A 20237-nucleotide genomic window follows, 5' to 3' on the forward strand; every position below is an offset into this window, starting at 1 on the left:
AAAGAACAATTTAATGCATGAAATATAATTATATAGTGTTCCTTATAATTTTAATATTGAAAAATTAAGTGTTATTTTTGCCATACAAATTTTTCAAACAATGCCGAATATATCAAACAGAGCACAACATATGCCGCCATCGCCGGTAAGAAAGCTGGTTCCTTTTTCTCTTCAAGCAAAGCAGAAAGGAATTAAAGTATATCACCTTAATATCGGACAACCGGATATTGAAACTCCGGAAACGGCTTTAAATGCTTTAAAAAATATTGATTTAAAAGTATTGGAATATGCTCTTTCTGAAGGAAACCTGGAATATAGAAAAGCACTTACAGACTATTATCATTCTTTGGGGTTTGCGGATCTCACTCCTGATAATTTCATTGTAACCAACGGAGGTTCTGAAGCATTAAATTTTGCTATTTCCACATTATGTGACGATGGAGACGAAGTTATTATCCCTGAGCCTTACTATGCCAATTACAATGGATTTGCAAGCACATTCAATGTCAACGTTGTAGCTGTTCCATCGACTATAGAAACAGGCTTTGCTTTACCTCCAATTGAAGAATTCGAGAAAAAGATCACTGAAAAAACAAGAGCTATCGTTATCTGCAATCCCGGAAACCCAACCGGATACCTTTATACCCGTGAGGAGCTCCAGAAGCTGGCAGAAATTGCTTTAAAATATGATATCGTTGTAATTTCCGATGAAGTATACAGGGAATATGTATATGATGGGAAACAGCAGGTATCTATGCTTTCTTTTCCGGAATTAAGTGAAAACTGCATCATTATAGACTCAGAATCAAAGAGATATTCCATGTGTGGTGTAAGAATCGGCTGTATGATTACGCGTTCAAAAAAAATACACGATGCAGCAATGCTATTTGCACAGGCCAGATTAAGTCCTGTTCTTTTAGGACAAATTGCAGCTACAGCTGCACACCACAATGACGGAGCATATATCCGCGCGGTAAGAGAGGAATATACCCACAGAAGAAACGTTTTGGTGGATCTGTTAAATGCTATTCCCGGAGTAATCTGTCCTAAACCGAAAGGAGCCTTCTATTGTGTGGCACAACTTCCTGTAGATGACACTGAGAAATTCGCTCAATGGTTGCTGGAAAAGTTTTCGCTTAATAAAGAAACAATCATGGTAGCACCGGCAGGTGGTTTCTATAGCGATCCTGAACTGGGTAAAAAACAAGTAAGAATTGCTTATGTACTAAAAGAGCAGGATTTAAGAAGAAGTGTTGAAATTCTAAAAGAAGCACTAAAACAATATAAATTAGAGTTCAATCTATAAATAACACAATGTCAGCAGTAAGAAATTTAGTTTTGAGAATATTATTTTCAATGTTTTTATTGCTGACATTTTTTTCATGCTCCCAAAAGGAGAAAAAAGCTCCTGTTCCACAAAATCCTAATGAAATCACTTTCATAAGCGTTTCAAATATTGGTGGCATTCTTGGAGACTACAGGATTATAAAAGTTACTAAAGATTCCATTTCCCTAGAAAAAGGCACCACAGCAAAAAAGACACACCAGTACTGGAGCTCTTCAATGCATGCTAACAAATGGAAGCATCTGGTTTCAAGTCTTGACATACGAACCCTGAACAGCATTAAAAGCTCTCCCAGCGCCCAATCGGTAGATGGAGTTGACGAAACTTTTCAGATCAGGACACCGAAAAAGGCACATGTCTACGTGAATGCTTATCAGGACACGATTCATTATTCCCAACTGCAAACTCTTAAAAACAGAATAGAAGAGATTCTTCCTAAAGAATACCAACAAGCCTATGCACGATAATTTTTCCCTAAAACCCTACAATACCTTTGGCGTTGAAGCGAAAGCAAAATATTTTACAGAAGTAACAACCATTGATGAGCTCAAAGAAGCAATCCTATTCTCAAGATCTCATTCTTTACCGCTCTTATTTTTGGGCGGCGGAAGTAACGTTTTACTTACAAAAGATTTTGATGGTCTTGTAATCCTTCTCAATCTGAAAGGGATAACTGAAAAAAATCATGACGAAAACAATATCCTGGTAACAGCAAATGCTGGTGAAAACTGGCATGGGTTTGTCATGTACTGTCTGAATAATAATTATGGCGGACTGGAAAATCTATCTTTAATCCCGGGAAATGTGGGTACCTCTCCCATGCAGAATATCGGCGCTTACGGAACTGAAATAAAAGACATCTTCGTTCAATGCTCTGTCCTGAACCTGGAAACCCTTGCAGTTGAAATATTTGATCTGGAACAATGCCGGTTCGGCTACAGGGATTCTATTTTCAAACAAGAAGGAAAAGGAAAGTATGTGATTCTGGACGTAACGTTCAGGCTGACAACGAAAAATCATATCATCAAAACTGAATATGGTGCGATTACAGGAGAACTGGAGAAATTAAATATTAAAAATCCTACCATACAGGATGTTTCCAATGCTGTGATCAATATCAGACAAAGCAAACTTCCAGATCCTAAACTGATCGGAAATGCAGGTAGTTTTTTTAAAAATCCGACAATTCCAAAATCCCAGTTTGAAGACCTTAAACTAAAATTCGAAAATATTCAGGGATACCCTAATGGAGATCAGGTAAAAGTTCCCGCAGGATGGCTGATTGAGCAATGCGGATGGAAAGGTAAGCAAATAGGAAACGTAGCTTCACACCGATTACAATCGCTTGTTATCGTTAACGCTACAGGAAATGCTACAGGAAAAGAAATTTATGATTTCTCCACATTAATCATTAACTCTGTAAAGGAAAAGTTTGGAATAGAGCTGGAGAGAGAAGTAAATATCATATAAAATAGAAAAACTAATTACAAAAAATAATATTTTCGTTTAGAATTAAAAAAGCACAATATGAAAATAGCCATTCTGGGAGCAGGAAATATGGGGTTATCATTTTCAAAATCTTTCCTGAAATATGAGTTGATAAAACCTGCAGATCTGCATCTGATTACAAGAAACGAATCTAAATTCGCCAAAATATCGGAAGAATTTCCCCATTCAAAAATTTCTACGTTCGATGAAGTTAGGGAGCTGGATGCTGATCTTATTATTATCGCTGTAAAGCCACAGGACTTTCAGAATGTGGTGGATAAGATTCAATTTACTCTTAAAGAAAATCAGATGATTTTATCCATTATGGCCGGAATTAAAATACAGAAGATTCAGAAATTATTAAACCATCGCATGGTGGTCAGAGCGATGCCTAACTCCCCCACTCTTTTAGGAATGGGCATTACGGGATATACCTCCGCGGAAGGTATTTCTTTCAGCCAGCTTATTATTATTGAAAGGCTTCTCAACAGCACAGGAAGATCGGTTTATTTGGAAGACGAAGAACTATTGGACGGTGTAACCGCTTTGTCCGGAAGTGGCCCTGCTTATTTTTATTACATTGTTGATGCAATGATTAAGACCGGTGTAGAAATGGGAATTGATGAAAACCTCTCTAAACTTTTCGTTAAGCAAACCATGTTGGGCGCCTACCATCTGATGAATAACTCCGAAAAAAGCCTTGAAGAATTAATAAAAGATGTTGCCTCGAAAGGAGGTACTACCGAAGCAGCTCTAAAAACTTTTGAAGAAAAAGGATTAAAGGAAGCTATCGGGAAAGGGATTCTAAATGCGGAAAATCGCGCTAAAGAACTAAACGGCTAAATCCACTACATAAGGTACAGTAAAAATAGTGTTCGAGGTATAATAATAAGCCTCTGCAATTTCTTTACCCTCAATTGCAGATTTATTCATTTCAAAAACATTAAATTTGTATGTTAATCTAATGTAATGAAATACGTTCTACTTACGCTCATTTCAGCGATGCTGCTGTCCATATCATGGCCAACTTACGGGATTCCGTTCTTTATTTTCTTTGCTCTTGTTCCTCTCCTTATGATGGAACATGGCGTTTCTAAATTTTCAAGCTTTAACAGAAAAAGCTGGGTAGTTTTCGGACTTTCCTATCTATGTTTTGTGATCTGGAATATTGTGACAACAGGATGGCTGTACGGTTCAAGAAACCCGGATGGCAGTCATTCATTAATGGCCGTTGTATTTCCTGTTCTCGTCAATTCATTTTTATACTCCCTGATGTTCCAATGTTACCATTGGTATAAAAATGCACAGGGAACCTACTGGGGATTTGCATTTCTTATCGCTATCTGGATGGGATTTGAGAAATTTCATATGAGCTGGGAACTTACATGGCCATGGCTTAATCTCGGCAATGCATTCTCCGATTATCCGAAATTAATCCAGTGGTATGATACCCTGGGGGCTACAGGAGGCAGCTTCTGGATCCTGATCATCAACCTTTTTATTTTTTATACCATAAGAACCTGGGAAGCAGGACGGAAAAGAAAAGATCTTATCAAAAATACATCGATTGCTGCAGCTATAATCGTCATTCCAATGATTATTTCAATAATTAAGTATAATAATTTTGATGAAAAACCGGCAGGCCAGGTAAATGTTTTATTACTCCAACCTGATCTTGATCCATACGCAGAAAAGTATTCGACGGACAGCCTGACAATAGAAAATAACCTTCTTAGTCTTGCGGAGAGAAACTCCAAAGGTAAGATTGATTATTATATTGCTCCGGAAACAGCACTTCCGGGAAGAGGATCTATTTCGGAAACTGCTTTTGAAAAAAGCGTACTTCTGAATAACATAAAAGGCTTTCTCTCCAAACATCAAGGTTCTGTTTTTGCTACCGGAATTTCTTCGCATCGTTTTTACCTGAATCAGAACAATCTTCCTAAAGAAGCTTATCAGATCAATCAGGGACTGTGGGTTTCCAGCTACAATTCAGCCATTCAGGTAATTCCCAATCAAAAAGTTGAAGTCTATCACAAAGGCAAATTAGTTCCCGGTGTGGAAATATTCCCCTACATGAATGTTTTAAAGCCTATTTTAGGAGATGCTATGCTCAACCTGGGAGGAACCGTAGCATCATTGGGTACAGACAAAGAAAGGGTAGCCTTTTCAAACCCTTACAATAAAGGAAAACTGGCTCCTATTATTTGTTATGAAAGTATCTACGGAGAGTTTGTTACGGATTATGTGAGAAAAGGGGCTAACTTTTTAGCCATTATGACCAACGACTCCTGGTGGGGTGTTACAGAAGGGCATAAGCAACTTTTGTCTTATGCTAAATTAAGAGCCATAGAAACCCGTAGAGAAATTGCCCGCGCAGCCAATAGTGGAATTTCAGCACACATTGATGCAAGAGGAGAAATTGTTGCCGACACTTTCTACGGAGATAAAACTACTTTATTTGCGAAAGTGAATCTGTATGATCAACAGACTTTTTATACAAGAACAGGGGACCTTTTATCAAGAATTTCGATTTTTGCACTAGGCTTCTTGCTTTTCTATTTTTTAATTAAAAGAGTTCAAGGCAGACTTCAAAAAAAATAAAATTCAATTAAATAAAAGGGAAGCTCAAAAGCTTCCCTGATAGACGTCTCTTCGATTGAGTATATTGAAGATCCGACACAAACAAATACAAACAATAAAGAGAAAAACCAGCTGGACACCTGGTTTTTCCCGGTTAATAAAACGTTCAATTATTTAATGATAAGTTTTTTAACAGTCCATTGATCCTTTATTTTTACTTTCAGAAAATAAATCCCTTTCGGAAAACCGAACAGATTTACAGACTGATCCGCATTCTTTTTTACAGTCAACTTTCTTCCGTCTACTGCATACATTTCAACATCAGTAATTTGCTTTCCTTTAATAAATACTTTTTCCGAAGCAGGATTGGGATATATTAAAAACTCATCATCTTTAATAATATCCTGAGTTCCCAAGGTTCCTTCTGCAGAAGGATCTGAATATACTCCTGAGGCATCTATTGATCTTACGCTCCAGTATAAATTCTGAATGGATGGGTCAAGATCTAAGAACCATGAGGACGTTGTTACTACATATCGTGCCACATCATAAGCTCCGGGAGTCTTTCCAACTTTGATTTCGTACCGCAAAGCATTTACAGGCGTCTTATCATCACCTGCTCCACTCCATGAGAAATTAAACTTGTTACCGTTTCTGGTAAGATTCAGGTTTACAGGAGGCGAAGGTTTTAAATTTGCTTCCGTAGAAACATTTTTGAAGATTTTAGTTAGTGAGGGCATTCCCGGATCTGCCCAATCAAATCCGGACAATACAACATCAAGATGATGATCATTGTTATAGTCAAGTAAATGCACAAAACCAGGGCCTCCTAAAGTATGTAAACCTGTTGTTATATTTTCAGTAAATGTTTGACCGGCAGGACTAAATAAAAACACTTTAACCAAGGCATTATTATTTTCATCATTTCCAGACAGTATAAAATCATAATACCCGTCATTATTCAGATCTCCTGTTGCCAGGGATGGCTCTGAAAATTCCGGAATGTTAAGTTGCTGAAGATTAAAATGGCCGGCACCATCATTCATCAGCACACCTAGATACCCTTCATAATTTTCATCCTGAGCAGCTACCACAATATCCTGATAACCATCTGCATTAAAATCGGCAAATTCAAGCTTTCCGCTTGCTAAAGGTAAAAGCGTCTGAGACAGGGTAAGTACCCCTGAATTATTGAGATAAACCCTGAATAGCGGATTACTATTGATATCATATCCCAAAATTACCATATCCAGCAACTGATCATTATTCAAATCCACCATTTTAAAACTGCTGTTTTGTGTGCCTTCCATCCAACCCGGAATCAAAAGAAATCCATTCCCTGTATTCTGATAATAATCCAATTTATTAACGAAACCTGTCCCGCTAATGTATTGCGCTCCATTAATAGCATAATCCTGCAGCCCGTCATGATTAAAATCGAAAACTTCCATTGAACCATATACCTTACCGGGAAGCTCAGCTTCCTTAACAAATCCCGAACCGGTATTGCGGAACTGGTAATGTTTGTAATTAACGATATCCATATAACTTAAGCCAGTAGAAATAATATCAGCAAGCCCGTCATTATTATAATCAATAAATTTGATATCTCCCAGATGAGTAACATCTACTCCCAGATTAGCATAGGAAGTCATTGTAGTACCGTTATTCTTATATATTTCATTGAATGAAGTATCCGCACTACCATCTCCATCTGTATCTATTGCTCCATTAACGACTATATCCTGAAAACCATCTCCATTAATATCCGCCACATCACAGGATGAATAATAAAAATTCTTCATATCCGTTTGTACTTCAGAAAAGTTTTGTGCCATTATACCGACCGGTAACATAGATAGTAAAACATAGACCTTCTTCATATTATTTTTATTTAGATTAATTAAAAACAAAGATATATGATAAATTTATCTAATGTTATGATCTTTACATGAAATATATCAGTTCCCGCTCTCTGTCAGGAATCAGCTGTTATATAAGGTAATCTTCAATATTATTAATCAAGATGTTATTTGTAAATATTTTCTAAAAGATTTGCCTATCTAAAAAATTCTTCGTTATTTTGCAACCTCAAATATTATACAAATAAGAACATCGAGATATGTCAAGAATTTGCCAAATAACAGGAAAGCGTGCAATGGTTGGTAACAACGTTTCTCACGCTAATAACAAAACGAAGCGTCGTTTTGAAATTAACTTATTGGAGAAGAAGTTTTACCTTCCGGAGCAAGATAAGCACGTAACACTGAAAGTATCAGCTCATGGATTGAGAGTGATTAACAAGATTGGAATCGAAGAAGCTCTTGAAAGAGCTGTAAGAAACGGATTGATTAAAAAGTAATTGAATCATGGCAAAAAAAGGAAACAGAGTTCAAGTAATCCTTGAATGTACAGAGCACAAAGAAAGCGGTATGGCAGGAATGTCTAGATACATTTCTACTAAAAATAAAAAGAACACTACAGAAAGATTAGAGCTTAAAAAGTATAATCCTGTTCTTAAGAAATATACTCTTCATAAAGAAATCAAGTAATTTATAAAATATAATTTACCATGGCAAAAAAAGTAGTAGCAACCCTACAAAGCGGTCAGTCAAAAAAAATGACTAAAGTTGTGAAAATGGTGAAGTCATCTAAATCAGGTGCTTACGTTTTCGAAGAAAAAGTAATGAATGCAGACGAAGTTGATGGTTATTTGAAAAAATAATCCCCTACTTTATTTACAATATAAAAACTACTCATACTTTGAGTAGTTTTTTTGCTTATTACATATTTTAAGTTAAAACAACTTATTTTAGTAAAAAAATATTGATGAAAAATTTCATTTTATGTACATTCCTACTACTTATAGCTAGCTGCAATAGTAGAAAAGCACCAACAGCAGAGAAAAGTAAAACAGGAATACAGCTCATTGTATTAGGAAATGTTCAGGACGCAGGTTCTCCTCAATTAGGATGTAACAAAGAATGCTGTAAAGACCTTTGGAAAAATCCTGATTTAAAACGAAAGATCATATCCATGGGAGTAATGGATCATCAATACCAAAAAAACTATCTTCTTGATGCCAGTCCTGATATTTCTTCTCAGTTACAATTACTGCAACAAGAACATACAACACCAAAAATAATTGATGGGATCTTCATAACGCATGCTCATATAGGACATTATACAGGTTTAATGTATCTGGGAAAAGAAGGTGCATCCACACAAAATATTCCCGTATATGCAATGCCCAAATTAGCAGGATTTTTAAATAACAACGGACCATGGTCGCAATTGGTGACTCAAAAAAATATTGTGGTTAACGAAATGCAAAATGAGCATCCTGTTACCTTAAGCCCTAATCTAAAAATCATCCCTATTCAGGTCCCTCACCGTGATGAGTTTTCAGAAACGGTTGGTTTTTTGATCGAAGGTCCTGAAAAAAAAGCGTTGTTTATTCCTGATATTGACAAATGGGGGAAATGGAAATACAATATTACGGACTTCATAAAAAAGGTGGATTATGCTTTTATTGATGCAACATTTTACAATGCCACAGAGCTTAATAACCGGGATATTTCAACCATTCCTCATCCCCTGGTTGAAGAAAGCATGCAATTGTTTAACAACTTAAGCCCGGAGTATAAAAAAAGGGTATATTTCATCCATTTCAATCACACCAATAAACTATTAAATCCGGAGAGCAACGAAAGTAAGACTGTCATTAAAAACGGATATAATATTGCAAGAATGGGTGATATTGTAACATTATAATTTCATATATATGATGTTTTAAAACCGCTGTAATAAGCTTAGCCAAAAAAGACAGCTTTCAGGAAGTTTTTTTGTTATCTTTGCTCACCAGATAATTTAATACAATTGGATATGAAAAAGATTGTTGTTCTGGTTTTTACGTCAATGTTCCTTTTTTCATTCAGTCAAAACACAATGAATAATATAGAATATAAAAATTCAGAAAATGTTTTCCCGATAAAAGGACTCTCCCAATCTGTAAGCATAGATTGCGGATCCTCAAAAATGATCCTTTTATCAGGACAGGTTCCCCTGGATGCCAAAGGAAATTTAGTTGGGATGGATAACGTAGAAAAGCAAACGGAACAAATCTTTAAAAATATCGAGAGCATTTTAAAAGAATATGGAGGAACCACGAAAGATATTATCAAGCTTGGAATTTTCATTACAGATATTTCCAAGACTCCAGACTTCAGAAAAGTCAGAGATCGGTATATCCATCTTCAGAATCCTCCCGTAAGCAGCCTTGTGGAAGTAAGCAAGCTCTTCAGAGATGATGTGCTTATCGAAGTGGAAGCAACTGCAGTTATTAAAAAAAATAAATAAGAACGGAACTATGAGTTGGTTTAAAAATATTTTCAAAAAAGAAGAAAAGGAAACTTTAGATAAAGGATTGGAAAAATCCAGCCAGGGTTTCTTTGAAAAAATAACAAAAGCCGTAGTCGGTAAAAGCACCGTAGATGATGAAGTATTAGATGACCTCGAAGAAATACTAATTGCTTCGGATGTTGGTGCATCCACAACGATCAAGATCATTCAGAGAATTGAAGAACGTGTTGCCAGAGATAAATATGTGAATGTAGGTGAACTCGATAAAATTCTTCGTGAAGAAATATCAAACTTACTTCTCGAAAATCCGCATGCAGGAACCGGAAATATTGATACATCAAAAAAGCCGTATGTTATTATGGTTGTCGGTGTAAACGGAGTCGGAAAAACAACAACTATCGGAAAACTGGCTCATCAGTTTAAGTCGGAAGGCAAAAAGGTAGTTTTGGGAGCCGGAGACACTTTTAGAGCTGCAGCTGTGGATCAGCTGACCATTTGGAGTGAAAGAGTCGGCGTACCTATTGTAAAGCAGGAAATGGGTTCCGATCCTGCCTCCGTAGCTTTTGATACCGTTCAAAGTGCAGTTGCCCAGGGTGCCGATGTTGTGATCATTGATACGGCAGGAAGGCTCCATAATAAAGTGAACTTAATGAACGAACTTTCAAAGATCAAAAGAGTAATGCAAAAGGTAATTCCTGATGCTCCTCATGAGATTCTTTTAGTTCTTGACGGTTCTACCGGTCAAAACGCATTTGAGCAGGCAAAACAGTTTACAGCAGCCACAGAAGTAAACGCTTTAGCCGTTACAAAATTAGATGGAACAGCCAAAGGAGGAGTGGTTATAGGCATTTCTGATCAGTTTCAGATTCCAGTGAAATACATAGGGGTTGGGGAGAAAATGCAGGATTTGCAATTGTTTAATGGTACGGAATTTGTTGACTCATTCTTCAAGAAGAGATGATTTATATCATATTCTTCCTGAATTTGCAAAACACATTTCATACATATTAACAATTAAAATTTAAAACTATGGGAATTTTAACTTGGATCATTTTTGGTCTTATCGCAGGTGCAATAGCTAAACTTATTATGCCTGGAACACAAGGTGGTGGTTGGCTTATGACCATTATACTAGGAATCGTTGGAGCTTTCGTAGGTGGATTTGTTGGAAGTTTAATCGGCTGGGGAACAGTTGAAAACTTTGACTTCAGAAGCATGTTATTAGCAGTGGGAGGTTCACTTATCGTCCTTTGGATTTTTGGAATGGCCTCAAAGAAAAGCTAAAAAAATATTTTATCAAAAATTAAAAGACCGACTTGAAATTCAAGCCGGTCTTTTTTTAAAACAATATAATAATTTAGTTGATCTTTATCTGATAAGGCATTTCCATTTTTACCTCAGATCTTAGTTTCTCTTCTGTAATCTGTTGTAAAATTTCATAATTGGCTTTACCTATTTTACTTTTGATAACTCTTGCAGAAATATCATCTTCATTCAGGTCTTTAAATATTTGTTCAAAAGGAGACATCTTCTTAGGATACGATGCTACATTATAAGATTTCAATCCGGCTTTTTGCGCTGCAAATTTTACGGCATCATTTAATGTTCCCAATTCATCCACCAAACCGATTTGTTTAGCTCTTACACCACTCCATACTCTTCCACCACCGATGTTATCGATCTGCTCAAATGTCTGTTTTCTGTTTTGGGTTACAAAGTGTACAAATCTTTTATATGTTCCTTCTACACTTTTTGTAATCATACTTACACCATATGGAGTTACACCGTTCAAACCTGAATAATATTGAGAATTGGCATTTGTAGCGACAATATCTGATCGGATTCCATTCTTATTGGCAATATCCTTAAAATAAGGAATTACTCCAAAAACTCCGATAGATCCCGTCAAGGTATTAGGTTCGGAATAAATTTTATCTGCAGCCATTGCAATATAATACCCTCCTGACGCAGCATAATCACCAAAAGAAACAATCAGTGGTTTTTTCTTTTTTAGCTGCTGAAGCTCAAACAAGATCTCATCGGATGCATTAGCACTTCCTCCCGGGGAATTGATCCTGAATACAACTGCTTTTACTTTATCATTTTCCTGAAGATCCTTAATATACTTAATGTATTTTTCAGAGTAAATTTCATTATAACCATCTCCATTGTTTATAGAACCGGAAGCATACAATACCGCTACTTTATCTCCTGATTTTTCATCATCAGAATAAGAGTTGATGTACTTTCCTAATGAAATTTTGTTCAGCTTATCTTTTTCTTTTAAGCTTAGCTTAGATTTAATAAGCTCATCATATTCCGTTTTCTGAATGAGCTGATCTGCCAGTTTATACTTCAGACTTTGTTCAGGAATCATACCATACAAACTATCAACAATAGTCTTAAACTGTAATGAATCAATTTTTCTTGATGCAGCAATTTTCGAAGATGTATTTTTCCACAGATCGTTAAGAAGAGTACTTAATTGCTCTTTATTTTCTGGAGAAATATCATTTCGTAAAAACGGTTCTACTGCAGATTTAAATTTTCCATGACGGATCACTTCAATTCCGATTCCGTATTTATCCGCAAAATCCTTGAAAAAGGTAACTTCTGTAGCCAATCCTTTTAATTCGATCATACCGGAAGGATTCAGAAAGTATTTATCCGCTACAGATCCCAGGTAATAAGATGACTGTGAAGCCGCATTTCCATAAGCATACACAAATTTTCCACTCTTCTTAAAATCCTGTATCGCATTCCGTAAATCGTCGATTTGTGTAATTCCCGCATTTAGATCATCCGCCTCAATACTGATTCCTTTAATATTGTCATCCGTTTTAGCTTTTTCAATGGCTTCTAAAGCTTCATATATTAAAATGCTTTTATTCTGATTTCCCATATTAAATACACCCGTTTGTTCTTCAGTAGGGCTATCAATTATGATCGTCTTTAAATTGATCGTTAAAACTGAGTTCTTTTTTACCACTACCGATTTATCACTACTCATAGAACTAAATACCAGCATGACTATAAAAAAGAAGAAAAATACAGCACATAGTATGACAATTGCCACTATATTTGCTAAAACATTTTTAAAAAAACTTTTCATATATCAATCATTTTTTAATATGTCGCAACATAAGGTAGTTTTGTTACTAGGGAGTAACCTTGGGGATGGAAAAAAAAATATAGAACAGGCTATTGAAATGTTAAAAGCCGGTGGAATTGAAATGTTAAATATTAGCATTTTTTTAACATCTGACCCCGTAGAGTTTGTTAGTTCTAATATTTTTTGTAATATTGCAACAATAATACGCACACATCTTTCGCCTATTCAACTGCTTGATTTTGTTAAAAGTATTGAATTTGAAATGGGAAGAACTAGCGATTCAAAATCCTCTGGAGGTTATAAAGACCGCATTATTGATATTGATATTGTTAAGTATGATGAGTTAAAATTTATATCAGAAAGGTTGGAAATCCCTCATACCAAACATCTTTATGAAAGGGAATTTTCCAGAGTATTATTAAATGATGTTATCAAACAAAACATAAAACATATTGTATGAAATTAGGTTTATTATTATTGGCCGCGCTGCCTATTGCTACTTATGCTCAGGACAGTACTACAGTAAATTCGTCGGACAAGTACCCTAATACATTCTCCTCGGGTTCCGCTAATGTTCAGCCTTTTGATAATAAGGCAAGAAGATTTAACGATTGGTCTATATCAATCGGTGGAGGTGCTGCATTTATGCCACATGCCGATCTTACTTCATTTTATGATGGAAAGATCAATTGGGGATACAATGCATATATCAGTTTGGACAAACAGATCTCTCACGTTTTTGGGGTAAGCCTTATCTACCAGAGAGGAGAAACGAATCAAAAAGCTAAATTAGCCGGTGCTGCCGGTGTAGCTGCTGGAGTGGGTGTAGCCAACACAAGATACGATCAGATAGCTTTATTGGGGGATGTAAATTTCTCAAATCTATTAAGAAGAGTTGATAATCATTCTCCATACAGATGGGCTTTCCATGGATATGGGGGAATTGGTGTTATGGGATATAACACTTCCCTGCATGACAACAACGAATTCAGATGGAGTAATGCTCCAAGAAGAGTTCCTTTATTTATCAAACAGGATATAGACATCAACTCTATTTTCTACCAATTCGGGTTTGGAGTGAAATATAACGTTTCAAAACTTATCGATATTGAAGCCAGAACAATGTATATCATCAGTGGTGATGACGAGTTCGACGGTGGAGGTAATGCCGGACCTGCTGATTATGATCCTGCATCTAAAGTATCCAAGTACAACATGATCAACAAATCAAGATCTGATAATATGTGGACCGTAAACTTAGGGGTATCCTTTAAATTAGGAAAACATATGTCGCATCTGGCATGGCATGATCCTTTACAGGAAGCTTATTACAGAACAGAAGAGCTAGAAAAAGCGACAACTGATCTTGTAGTTTGTGAAAAAGGAGACAACGATAACGACGGAGTTTGTGACGATTGGGACAGAGAACTTAATACTCCTGCCGGTGCAAGAGTAGATGGTGCTGGTGTTGCATTAGACATGGACCTTGATGGCGTTATTGATTTGTATGATAAATGTGTTACAGTTCCGGGACCTGCTGAAAACAACGGTTGTCCGACAGGAAAGTAATCACAACGACTAAAGAAATCATTTAATTAACTAAATAAAAAAAATACACTATGAAATTAAGTTTAGCAATTGTAGCATTAGCATTAGCTGTTCCAACAGCTTCTTTTGCTCAAGACTCAACGGCAGTTTCAAAAGGAGAATATCCTAATACATTTTCTTCGGGTTCTGCCAATGTATCCCCTTTTACACAGAAGTCTAAAAGATTCAACGACTGGGCGATTTCATTTGGTGCCGGGGTACCATTAATGCAATCAGCGGATTTAACATCTATCAAAAATGGTAATGGTAAAAATCTTTTCGGATATTCTGCATATGTAAGTATCGATAAAGCTATTACTCATGCTTTTGGTATTAACTTACAATACGACAGAGGAGAGACCAGACAAGGATTCTTCAACACAAAAAATTCAGCTCCTACTGATTTAGCTGTAAGAGACAGAATTGGTGCAAGAACTCAATACGATGCGATCTCAATCTTGGGGGATGTTAACTTCTCTAATTTATTAAGAAGAGTTGATAATCACTCAACTTACAGATGGGCGCTTCACGGGTATGCAGGTATCGGTACTCTAGCATATAGAGCTTATTTAAAAGATCCTTCTGGGCAAAAGCTAATGACAGAAGTTAAACCTTTTAAATTCAACTCTCTGTTTGGACAAGCCGGAGCAGGTCTTAAATTCAAAGTAAACAGAAGCTTAGACATCGAAGGTAGAGTAATGTACGTAGTTACAGGTGATGATTCTTTCGACGGTGGAGGTGCACCATACAGTGCAATCAACCAAAGAGAAGAAGGAACGTCTGATAATTTCTTCAATGCTACTTTAGGGGTTTCTTTAAAATTAGGAAAACACGAGTCTCATTTAATGTGGCATGACCCATTACAGGAAATCTATTATAAATTAGATGTTTTGGCTAACAAAAACCAGGATATCGAAGTTTGTAAAAAAGGAGATGCTGATAATGACGGAGTTTGTGACGATTGGGACAGACAGCTTGATACTCCTGCCGGTGCAAGAGTGGACGGTGCAGGTGTTGCCCTTGACACAGACCTTGATGGTGTAATCGATCTTTACGATAAGTGTGTTACTGTTCCTGGACCTGTTGAAAACAACGGTTGTCCTACAGCAACTACAGGACCTGTAAAAGAAGAAGAAAGAACTCTTGAAGGAATTGAATTCGATTTAAATTCTGACAGAATCTTACCTTCAAATACACCAATTCTTAACAATGCAGTTACTTATATTAATCAATCAACTGGTTCTTATAACGTAATTGGAGCAACAGATACAAGAGGAACTGATGCTTACAACAAAAAATTATCTGAAAGAAGAGCAAATAACGTTAAGAATTATTTAATCAAAAATGGTGTTCAGACAGGTAAGTTAAATGCTATCGGTAAAGGTGAAAAAGACCTTAAATATCCTGAATGTGAACCAGCTACTAAATGCCCTGAATGGAAAAACAGAGCAAACAGAAGAGTTTACTTCGAGGCTAAATAATAAACTATTTATTCATTATACAAAAGTCACGCATTGCGTGACTTTTTTTGTTGTGATACTTTCCTTATTTTTATACCATGATTTCTTCAAGCGATTTTGACCAGTTAAAATATAAGACCCTTAAATATTTCTGGGGATACGATAGTTTCAGAGATTCTCAGGAAGAAATTATTAATTCTATTATTAACGAAAAAGATACACTGGTTTTACTTCCTACAGGAGCCGGAAAATCACTATGCTATCAGCTTCCGGCTTTGTTCCGGGAAGGTGTATGCCTTGTGATCTCTCCCTTGCTTGCCCTGATGAAGGATCAGGTAAATCAGCTTAAATTCAGAGGAATTGAAGCGGAATATCTGTCTTCGGAACTTGATGACTATGATGCAGAAGTTATTTTTAACCGATGCAAAGACGGATTAACCAAGCTGCTTTACGTTTCACCGGAAAGATTAACGAACAGACAGTTTATCCAGAATATGGAAGAAATACAGCTTTCGTTTATTGCTGTAGATGAAGCACACTGTATTTCGGAATGGGGACAGGATTTCCGTCCAAGCTATCAGAATATAAAGGAATTCAGAAAAAATAATCCCGACATCCCATGCCTTGCTCTAACTGCTACTGCTACCCCTAAAGTTTTAGAAGAAATAAAGATAAAGCTGGGATTGATCAATCCTGTAGTTTTTCAAAAAAGCTTTAAAAGAGAAAATATACGGATCTTTACTGAAGAAGTGTCCGATAAATACCAGCGGATTTATGATATTTTAAGGTACAATAATGACTCAGGAATTATATATGTCCGTACCCGAAAAGAAGCTGAACTGCTAACGGAATTTTTGCACAGGAATCAACTGAAAAATGTAGATTACTTTCACGCAGGATTATCCACAAAAGAAAAAAATGCCAAACAACATTTATGGAACACCCGTAATGATTATGTTCTGATCTCAACTAATGCATTTGGTATGGGAATCGATAAGGATAATGTCCGGTTTGTAATTCATTACTCCCCTTCTCCATCGCTTGAAAATTACTATCAGGAAATAGGACGTGCAGGAAGAGACGGGCAGGATAGTTTTGCATATTTATTATGGAACCAACAGGAAATTGTAAATTTTGAACAGATATTAAAAAATCAGATTCCTAACAAAGCAGAGTTTCTGAAGATCATCAGTTACCTTTACTCAGTTTTTCAGGTTGCCGAATATGAACTTCCTGAAAAAGTATTTCAATTGAACATGAATGGTATTCAGAATTTCACAAAATTATCTGTTGCCAAGATTAAAAACGTTCTGAACTTTCTTCATAATCAGGAAATCATCTATCACAACGACAATAAAAGTTTATCTTCACTTGAGTTGCTGATACAGGCTGATGAAATAGATCAGCTTCCTAAAAAAGATGCTTACTTTATCGAGCTTATGCTTCGCACTGTATCAGGAATAACAACTCATAAAGTAATGTTCAGTGAACAAAATGTAAGCAACAAAATTGGAATTGCAATTCCTTTAATAAAGGAACGTCTTAAAGAACTCCAGCAAAAAAATTATCTCGAATATGTAGACGGAGCCCTATCCAGTATTAAGTTTTTAAAACCCCGGGATGAAAGAACCATCAATGGCGCCTACTGGAAGCTTTTTGAACATATTCAAAGAAATAAAATCCAAAAATGGGAGGAGATGAAGTTTTATGTAGAAAACAAAGATTATTGTAAAATAAAGCTTATCTTGTCCTATTTTGGAGAGAAAAATTCAAAAACCTGTGGGCAATGTTCTATTTGCGAAAAGAATAAACAAACCATCTTTGGAAAGAATATATCGACTCAGCTGATAACATTATTGGCTAAGAGACCGGCTACTATTGAAGAGCTTTCCATCCAGCTGAGTTATCATTCCAAAGAGAACATCTTAGAAAACCTGATTTTTCTATTGGACTCCGGAAAAGTAAAAATGCTGAATTTCAGGACGTATGCTTTAGCTTAGTTGAAAAATGTATTTATGTAGTTATGTATTCATGTATTAATGATAAAAATTAATATTTCTAATGAGTATTCAATTAGCAACCTCTAACCTCTAACCTCTAACTTCTAAATTCCCATTCAACTTCAACTAAAAACTTATCTTTGCAGTATGAAATCATTAAAAGTCGTTTTTCTAGGTACTCCCGAATTTGCTAAAACTGCTTTAGAAGCTATTCACCAGTCTCATCATGAAGTAGTTGGTGTTGTAACAGTTGCCGATAAAGGGAGCGGACGGGGCCAGAAAATCCATCAGTCTCCTGTAAAAATATATGCTGAAGAACATAACCTTGCTGTTTTCCAGCCGGAAAAATTAAGAAATCCTGAATTCTTACAACAAATCAAAGACCTGAATGCTGATGTATTTGTGGTTGTTGCTTTTAGAATGATGCCCAAAGTTCTTTTTGAAATGCCAAGAATAGGGACATTCAATCTTCACGCTTCCCTCCTTCCCGATTACAGAGGTGCAGCCCCTATTAATTATGCTGTAATTAATGGTGAACAAAAGACAGGGGTAACTACTTTCTTTATCAACGAAAAAATAGACGAAGGAAATATCCTTCTTCAGGAAGAATTACAGTTGCTGCCTGATGAGAACGCGGGAAGTCTTCACGACAGATTAATGCAATTAGGATCAAAGCTTGTTGTACGTACTTTGGATGGCCTTGCTGAAAACTCTATTAAGGAAATACCTCAACCACAGGTTGAGCATCCTAAAAATGCCTTTAAAATTTTTAAAGAAGATACTAAAATCAACTGGAATGCTCCGTCTAAAGTCATCCATCAGTTTATTCTGGGAATGTCCCCGTATCCTGCTGCTTTTACGACCCTGAAGATTGGAGAAGAAGATAAAGGATTAAAGATTTTTGGAGGAAAATTTGAGGTTTCCCATCATAATGAAACTCCCGGAACACTGGAGATATCCAAAAATACTTTTAAAATTTATACCCAGGACGGAATTTATGAGCCATTAGAACTCCAACTGGAAGGTAAAAAAAGAATGAATATCAAAGATTTCCTGAATGGTTTCAGAAATTTTGACGAAATAAAAATGGCTTGATTACTCAAGCCATTTTTTATATTGAAATGTCGTACATATTTCTATAATTTCACCATCTCAGTAACTTCCACATCATATCCTCCTACCTGTGGTTTTACATCAGGATTCTGGGTAAGTACTTTGAATTTATTAATTCCCAGGTTTTTCAGAATCTGTGTTCCGATACCGTAATCCCTGTAATTATAGGCTAATGTCGGATGTTGCTGCTGACCATCCTGATAATCTAGGAACTGCTGTAATTTTTTCAATGTGTTTTCAGAATTGGAAACATTATTAATGAAAATAATAACTCCTTTCCCTTCTTCATTGATCATTTTGGTTACTTTCTCCAATAACGGAGTTTCCCCATTATTCAGTCTTGTTAAAACATCAAAATAAGAATCAGAAGACTGTACTCTTACCAATACCGGTTCATCTATAGTCCATGCACCTTTGGTCAGTACAAAATGAATCTGCTCATTAGAGGTTTCCCTGAATGCATAAAAATCGAATTCCCCATAATGGGTTTTCACTTTTCTTTCTTCTATTCTGTCAACTAAATTTCCTTTTTTAAGCTGATAGTGAATAAGATCCTCAATTGATACAATCTTCATATCATGCTTCTGAGCAAATGCATACAAGTCGGGAAGACGGGACATCGTGCCATCTTCATTCATAATTTCACAGATTACTCCACCTTCTTTTAAACCTGCCAAATGTGTAAGGTCAATAGCCGCTTCAGTATGTCCGGCTCTTTTTAGTACTCCCCCTTTCTTTGCACGAAGCGGAAAGATATGTCCCGGTCTCATAAAGTCAGTAGGTTTGGATTTTTCGTCCATTAAAGCAAGAATGGTTTTAGCTCTGTCACCTGCTGAAATTCCGGTTGACGTACCATTTCCCAAAAGGTCCACGGAAACCGTAAAAGCTGTTTCTTTAGGATCACTGCTTCTGCTCACCATGATGTCAAGACCTAGTTCATCACATCTTTTTTCAGGAAGAGGCATACAGATAAGTCCTCTCCCATGCACTGCCATAAAGTTGATCAGTTCAGGAGTTGTAAGTTCTGCAGCACAAAGAAAATCTCCTTCATTTTCTCTGTTCTCATCATCCACTACTATGATTATTTTACCATTTTTAAGGTCTTCAATAGCCTCAGGAATAGTATTTAATTTAATATCAGACATTTTTACTTTAAATTTTTGCAAAGATACTCATAAAAAAAGGCA

20 protein-coding genes are annotated in these 20237 nt (G+C 36.1%); 17 read left to right on the forward strand and 3 right to left on the reverse strand.

Translation table 11 applies throughout. The features are described from left to right. Positions 1-100 precede the first annotated feature (100 nt). The 5 genes from PFY10_09440 to lnt all read left to right on the forward strand — a co-directional run bounded on the left by PFY10_09440 (position 101) and on the right by lnt (position 5437). On the forward strand, positions 101-1306 hold the full coding sequence (locus tag PFY10_09440; protein ID WBV58669.1) for a pyridoxal phosphate-dependent aminotransferase: 1206 nt from the start codon (positions 101-103) through the stop codon (positions 1304-1306). Positions 1307-1314: 8 nt separating this feature from the next. Next, positions 1315-1812, forward strand: a complete 498-nt coding sequence (locus tag PFY10_09445) for a hypothetical protein (GenBank protein ID WBV58670.1) — start codon at positions 1315-1317, stop codon at positions 1810-1812. Then, positions 1802-2815: a UDP-N-acetylmuramate dehydrogenase gene (gene murB, locus PFY10_09450; GenBank protein ID WBV58671.1), complete on the forward strand. Its 1014-nt coding sequence runs from the start codon at positions 1802-1804 to the stop codon at positions 2813-2815. Before PFY10_09445 ends, murB begins: the two co-directional genes overlap by 11 nt. Positions 2816-2872: 57 nt before the next feature. Beyond that, complete coding sequence (proC, locus tag PFY10_09455) at positions 2873-3676, forward strand: pyrroline-5-carboxylate reductase (GenBank protein WBV58672.1); 804 nt, start codon at positions 2873-2875, stop codon at positions 3674-3676. A 126-nt stretch (positions 3677-3802) separates the two neighbouring features. Beyond that, complete coding sequence (lnt, locus tag PFY10_09460) at positions 3803-5437, forward strand: apolipoprotein N-acyltransferase (protein ID WBV58673.1); 1635 nt, start codon at positions 3803-3805, stop codon at positions 5435-5437. Between the two features lie 149 nt (positions 5438-5586). Here lnt and PFY10_09465 read toward each other — a convergent pair whose 3' ends face one another. After that, complete coding sequence (locus PFY10_09465) at positions 5587-7299, reverse strand: T9SS type A sorting domain-containing protein (protein ID WBV58674.1); 1713 nt, start codon at positions 7297-7299, stop codon at positions 5587-5589. A 239-nt stretch (positions 7300-7538) separates the two neighbouring features. Between PFY10_09465 and rpmB the strand changes: the two genes are divergently transcribed. The 7 genes from rpmB (at position 7539) to PFY10_09500 (ending at position 11062) form a co-directional block, all read left to right on the forward strand. Next, complete coding sequence (rpmB, locus tag PFY10_09470) at positions 7539-7778, forward strand: 50S ribosomal protein L28 (GenBank protein WBV58675.1); 240 nt, start codon at positions 7539-7541, stop codon at positions 7776-7778. A gap of 7 nt (positions 7779-7785) precedes the next feature. Next, the gene (rpmG, locus tag PFY10_09475; GenBank protein ID WBV58676.1) at positions 7786-7968 is read left to right on the forward strand and encodes a 50S ribosomal protein L33; all 183 of its coding nucleotides are present in this window, start codon (positions 7786-7788) and stop codon (positions 7966-7968) included. Between the two features lie 20 nt (positions 7969-7988). Beyond that, positions 7989-8141: a DUF4295 domain-containing protein gene (locus tag PFY10_09480; GenBank protein WBV58677.1), complete on the forward strand. Its 153-nt coding sequence runs from the start codon at positions 7989-7991 to the stop codon at positions 8139-8141. A 104-nt stretch (positions 8142-8245) separates the two neighbouring features. Beyond that, a complete protein-coding gene (locus PFY10_09485) occupies positions 8246-9190 on the forward strand; it encodes an MBL fold metallo-hydrolase (protein WBV58678.1) in 945 nt (314 codons plus the stop codon). A gap of 111 nt (positions 9191-9301) precedes the next feature. Continuing rightward, positions 9302-9775 carry a RidA family protein gene (locus PFY10_09490; protein ID WBV58679.1) on the forward strand — a complete coding sequence of 158 codons (474 nt, stop codon included), beginning with the start codon at positions 9302-9304 and terminating at the stop codon, positions 9773-9775. Positions 9776-9785: 10 nt separating this feature from the next. Further along, positions 9786-10739, forward strand: coding sequence for a signal recognition particle-docking protein FtsY (ftsY, locus tag PFY10_09495; GenBank protein WBV58680.1), 954 nt, complete (start codon positions 9786-9788; stop codon positions 10737-10739). 68 nt (positions 10740-10807) lie between these two features. Beyond that, entirely contained in the window at positions 10808-11062 is a 255-nt protein-coding gene (locus PFY10_09500) for a GlsB/YeaQ/YmgE family stress response membrane protein (GenBank protein ID WBV58681.1), read from the forward strand. 73 nt (positions 11063-11135) lie between these two features. Here the strand turns inward: PFY10_09500 and sppA are convergent, their stop codons facing one another. Further along, positions 11136-12890: a signal peptide peptidase SppA gene (sppA, locus tag PFY10_09505; protein WBV58682.1), complete on the reverse strand. Its 1755-nt coding sequence runs from the start codon at positions 12888-12890 to the stop codon at positions 11136-11138. Between the two features lie 19 nt (positions 12891-12909). Between sppA and folK the strand changes: the two genes are divergently transcribed. The 5 genes from folK to fmt all read left to right on the forward strand — a co-directional run bounded on the left by folK (position 12910) and on the right by fmt (position 19032). Further along, positions 12910-13350, forward strand: coding sequence for a 2-amino-4-hydroxy-6-hydroxymethyldihydropteridine diphosphokinase (gene folK / locus PFY10_09510; protein WBV58683.1), 441 nt, complete (start codon positions 12910-12912; stop codon positions 13348-13350). After that, positions 13347-14459, forward strand: coding sequence for an OmpA family protein (locus tag PFY10_09515; GenBank protein ID WBV58684.1), 1113 nt, complete (start codon positions 13347-13349; stop codon positions 14457-14459). Before folK ends, PFY10_09515 begins: the two co-directional genes overlap by 4 nt. Before the next feature lie 50 nt (positions 14460-14509). After that, positions 14510-15958 carry an OmpA family protein gene (locus tag PFY10_09520; GenBank protein WBV58685.1) on the forward strand — a complete coding sequence of 483 codons (1449 nt, stop codon included), beginning with the start codon at positions 14510-14512 and terminating at the stop codon, positions 15956-15958. 77 nt (positions 15959-16035) lie between these two features. Further along, positions 16036-17937 carry a RecQ family ATP-dependent DNA helicase gene (locus PFY10_09525; protein WBV58686.1) on the forward strand — a complete coding sequence of 634 codons (1902 nt, stop codon included), beginning with the start codon at positions 16036-16038 and terminating at the stop codon, positions 17935-17937. Positions 17938-18084: 147 nt separating this feature from the next. Next, positions 18085-19032, forward strand: a complete 948-nt coding sequence (gene fmt, locus PFY10_09530; GenBank protein ID WBV58687.1) for a methionyl-tRNA formyltransferase — start codon at positions 18085-18087, stop codon at positions 19030-19032. A 41-nt stretch (positions 19033-19073) separates the two neighbouring features. Here the strand turns inward: fmt and ribB are convergent, their stop codons facing one another. Next, on the reverse strand, positions 19074-20195 hold the full coding sequence (gene ribB / locus PFY10_09535) for a 3,4-dihydroxy-2-butanone-4-phosphate synthase (GenBank protein WBV58688.1): 1122 nt from the start codon (positions 20193-20195) through the stop codon (positions 19074-19076). Positions 20196-20237: the final 42 nt, after the last annotated feature.

Source organism: Chryseobacterium daecheongense, assembly GCA_027920525.1.
Taxonomy (GTDB): domain Bacteria; phylum Bacteroidota; class Bacteroidia; order Flavobacteriales; family Weeksellaceae; genus Chryseobacterium; species Chryseobacterium proteolyticum.

What these genes read in the sequence shown, in the direction of transcription:
- PFY10_09440 (WBV58669.1), top strand. Translation starts at nt 101, where the DNA reads ATGCCGAATATATCAAACAGAGCACAACATATGCCGCCATCGCCGGTA.
- PFY10_09445 (WBV58670.1), top strand. Translation starts at nt 1,315, where the DNA reads ATGTCAGCAGTAAGAAATTTAGTTTTGAGAATATTATTTTCAATGTTT.
- murB (WBV58671.1), top strand. Translation starts at nt 1,802, where the DNA reads ATGCACGATAATTTTTCCCTAAAACCCTACAATACCTTTGGCGTTGAA.
- proC (WBV58672.1), top strand. Translation starts at nt 2,873, where the DNA reads ATGAAAATAGCCATTCTGGGAGCAGGAAATATGGGGTTATCATTTTCA.
- lnt (WBV58673.1), top strand. Translation starts at nt 3,803, where the DNA reads ATGAAATACGTTCTACTTACGCTCATTTCAGCGATGCTGCTGTCCATA.
- PFY10_09465 (WBV58674.1), bottom strand. Translation starts at nt 7,299, where the DNA reads ATGAAGAAGGTCTATGTTTTACTATCTATGTTACCGGTCGGTATAATG.
- rpmB (WBV58675.1), top strand. Translation starts at nt 7,539, where the DNA reads ATGTCAAGAATTTGCCAAATAACAGGAAAGCGTGCAATGGTTGGTAAC.
- rpmG (WBV58676.1), top strand. Translation starts at nt 7,786, where the DNA reads ATGGCAAAAAAAGGAAACAGAGTTCAAGTAATCCTTGAATGTACAGAG.
- PFY10_09480 (WBV58677.1), top strand. Translation starts at nt 7,989, where the DNA reads ATGGCAAAAAAAGTAGTAGCAACCCTACAAAGCGGTCAGTCAAAAAAA.
- PFY10_09485 (WBV58678.1), top strand. Translation starts at nt 8,246, where the DNA reads ATGAAAAATTTCATTTTATGTACATTCCTACTACTTATAGCTAGCTGC.
- PFY10_09490 (WBV58679.1), top strand. Translation starts at nt 9,302, where the DNA reads ATGAAAAAGATTGTTGTTCTGGTTTTTACGTCAATGTTCCTTTTTTCA.
- ftsY (WBV58680.1), top strand. Translation starts at nt 9,786, where the DNA reads ATGAGTTGGTTTAAAAATATTTTCAAAAAAGAAGAAAAGGAAACTTTA.
- PFY10_09500 (WBV58681.1), top strand. Translation starts at nt 10,808, where the DNA reads ATGGGAATTTTAACTTGGATCATTTTTGGTCTTATCGCAGGTGCAATA.
- sppA (WBV58682.1), bottom strand. Translation starts at nt 12,890, where the DNA reads ATGAAAAGTTTTTTTAAAAATGTTTTAGCAAATATAGTGGCAATTGTC.
- folK (WBV58683.1), top strand. Translation starts at nt 12,910, where the DNA reads ATGTCGCAACATAAGGTAGTTTTGTTACTAGGGAGTAACCTTGGGGAT.
- PFY10_09515 (WBV58684.1), top strand. Translation starts at nt 13,347, where the DNA reads ATGAAATTAGGTTTATTATTATTGGCCGCGCTGCCTATTGCTACTTAT.
- PFY10_09520 (WBV58685.1), top strand. Translation starts at nt 14,510, where the DNA reads ATGAAATTAAGTTTAGCAATTGTAGCATTAGCATTAGCTGTTCCAACA.
- PFY10_09525 (WBV58686.1), top strand. Translation starts at nt 16,036, where the DNA reads ATGATTTCTTCAAGCGATTTTGACCAGTTAAAATATAAGACCCTTAAA.
- fmt (WBV58687.1), top strand. Translation starts at nt 18,085, where the DNA reads ATGAAATCATTAAAAGTCGTTTTTCTAGGTACTCCCGAATTTGCTAAA.
- ribB (WBV58688.1), bottom strand. Translation starts at nt 20,195, where the DNA reads ATGTCTGATATTAAATTAAATACTATTCCTGAGGCTATTGAAGACCTT.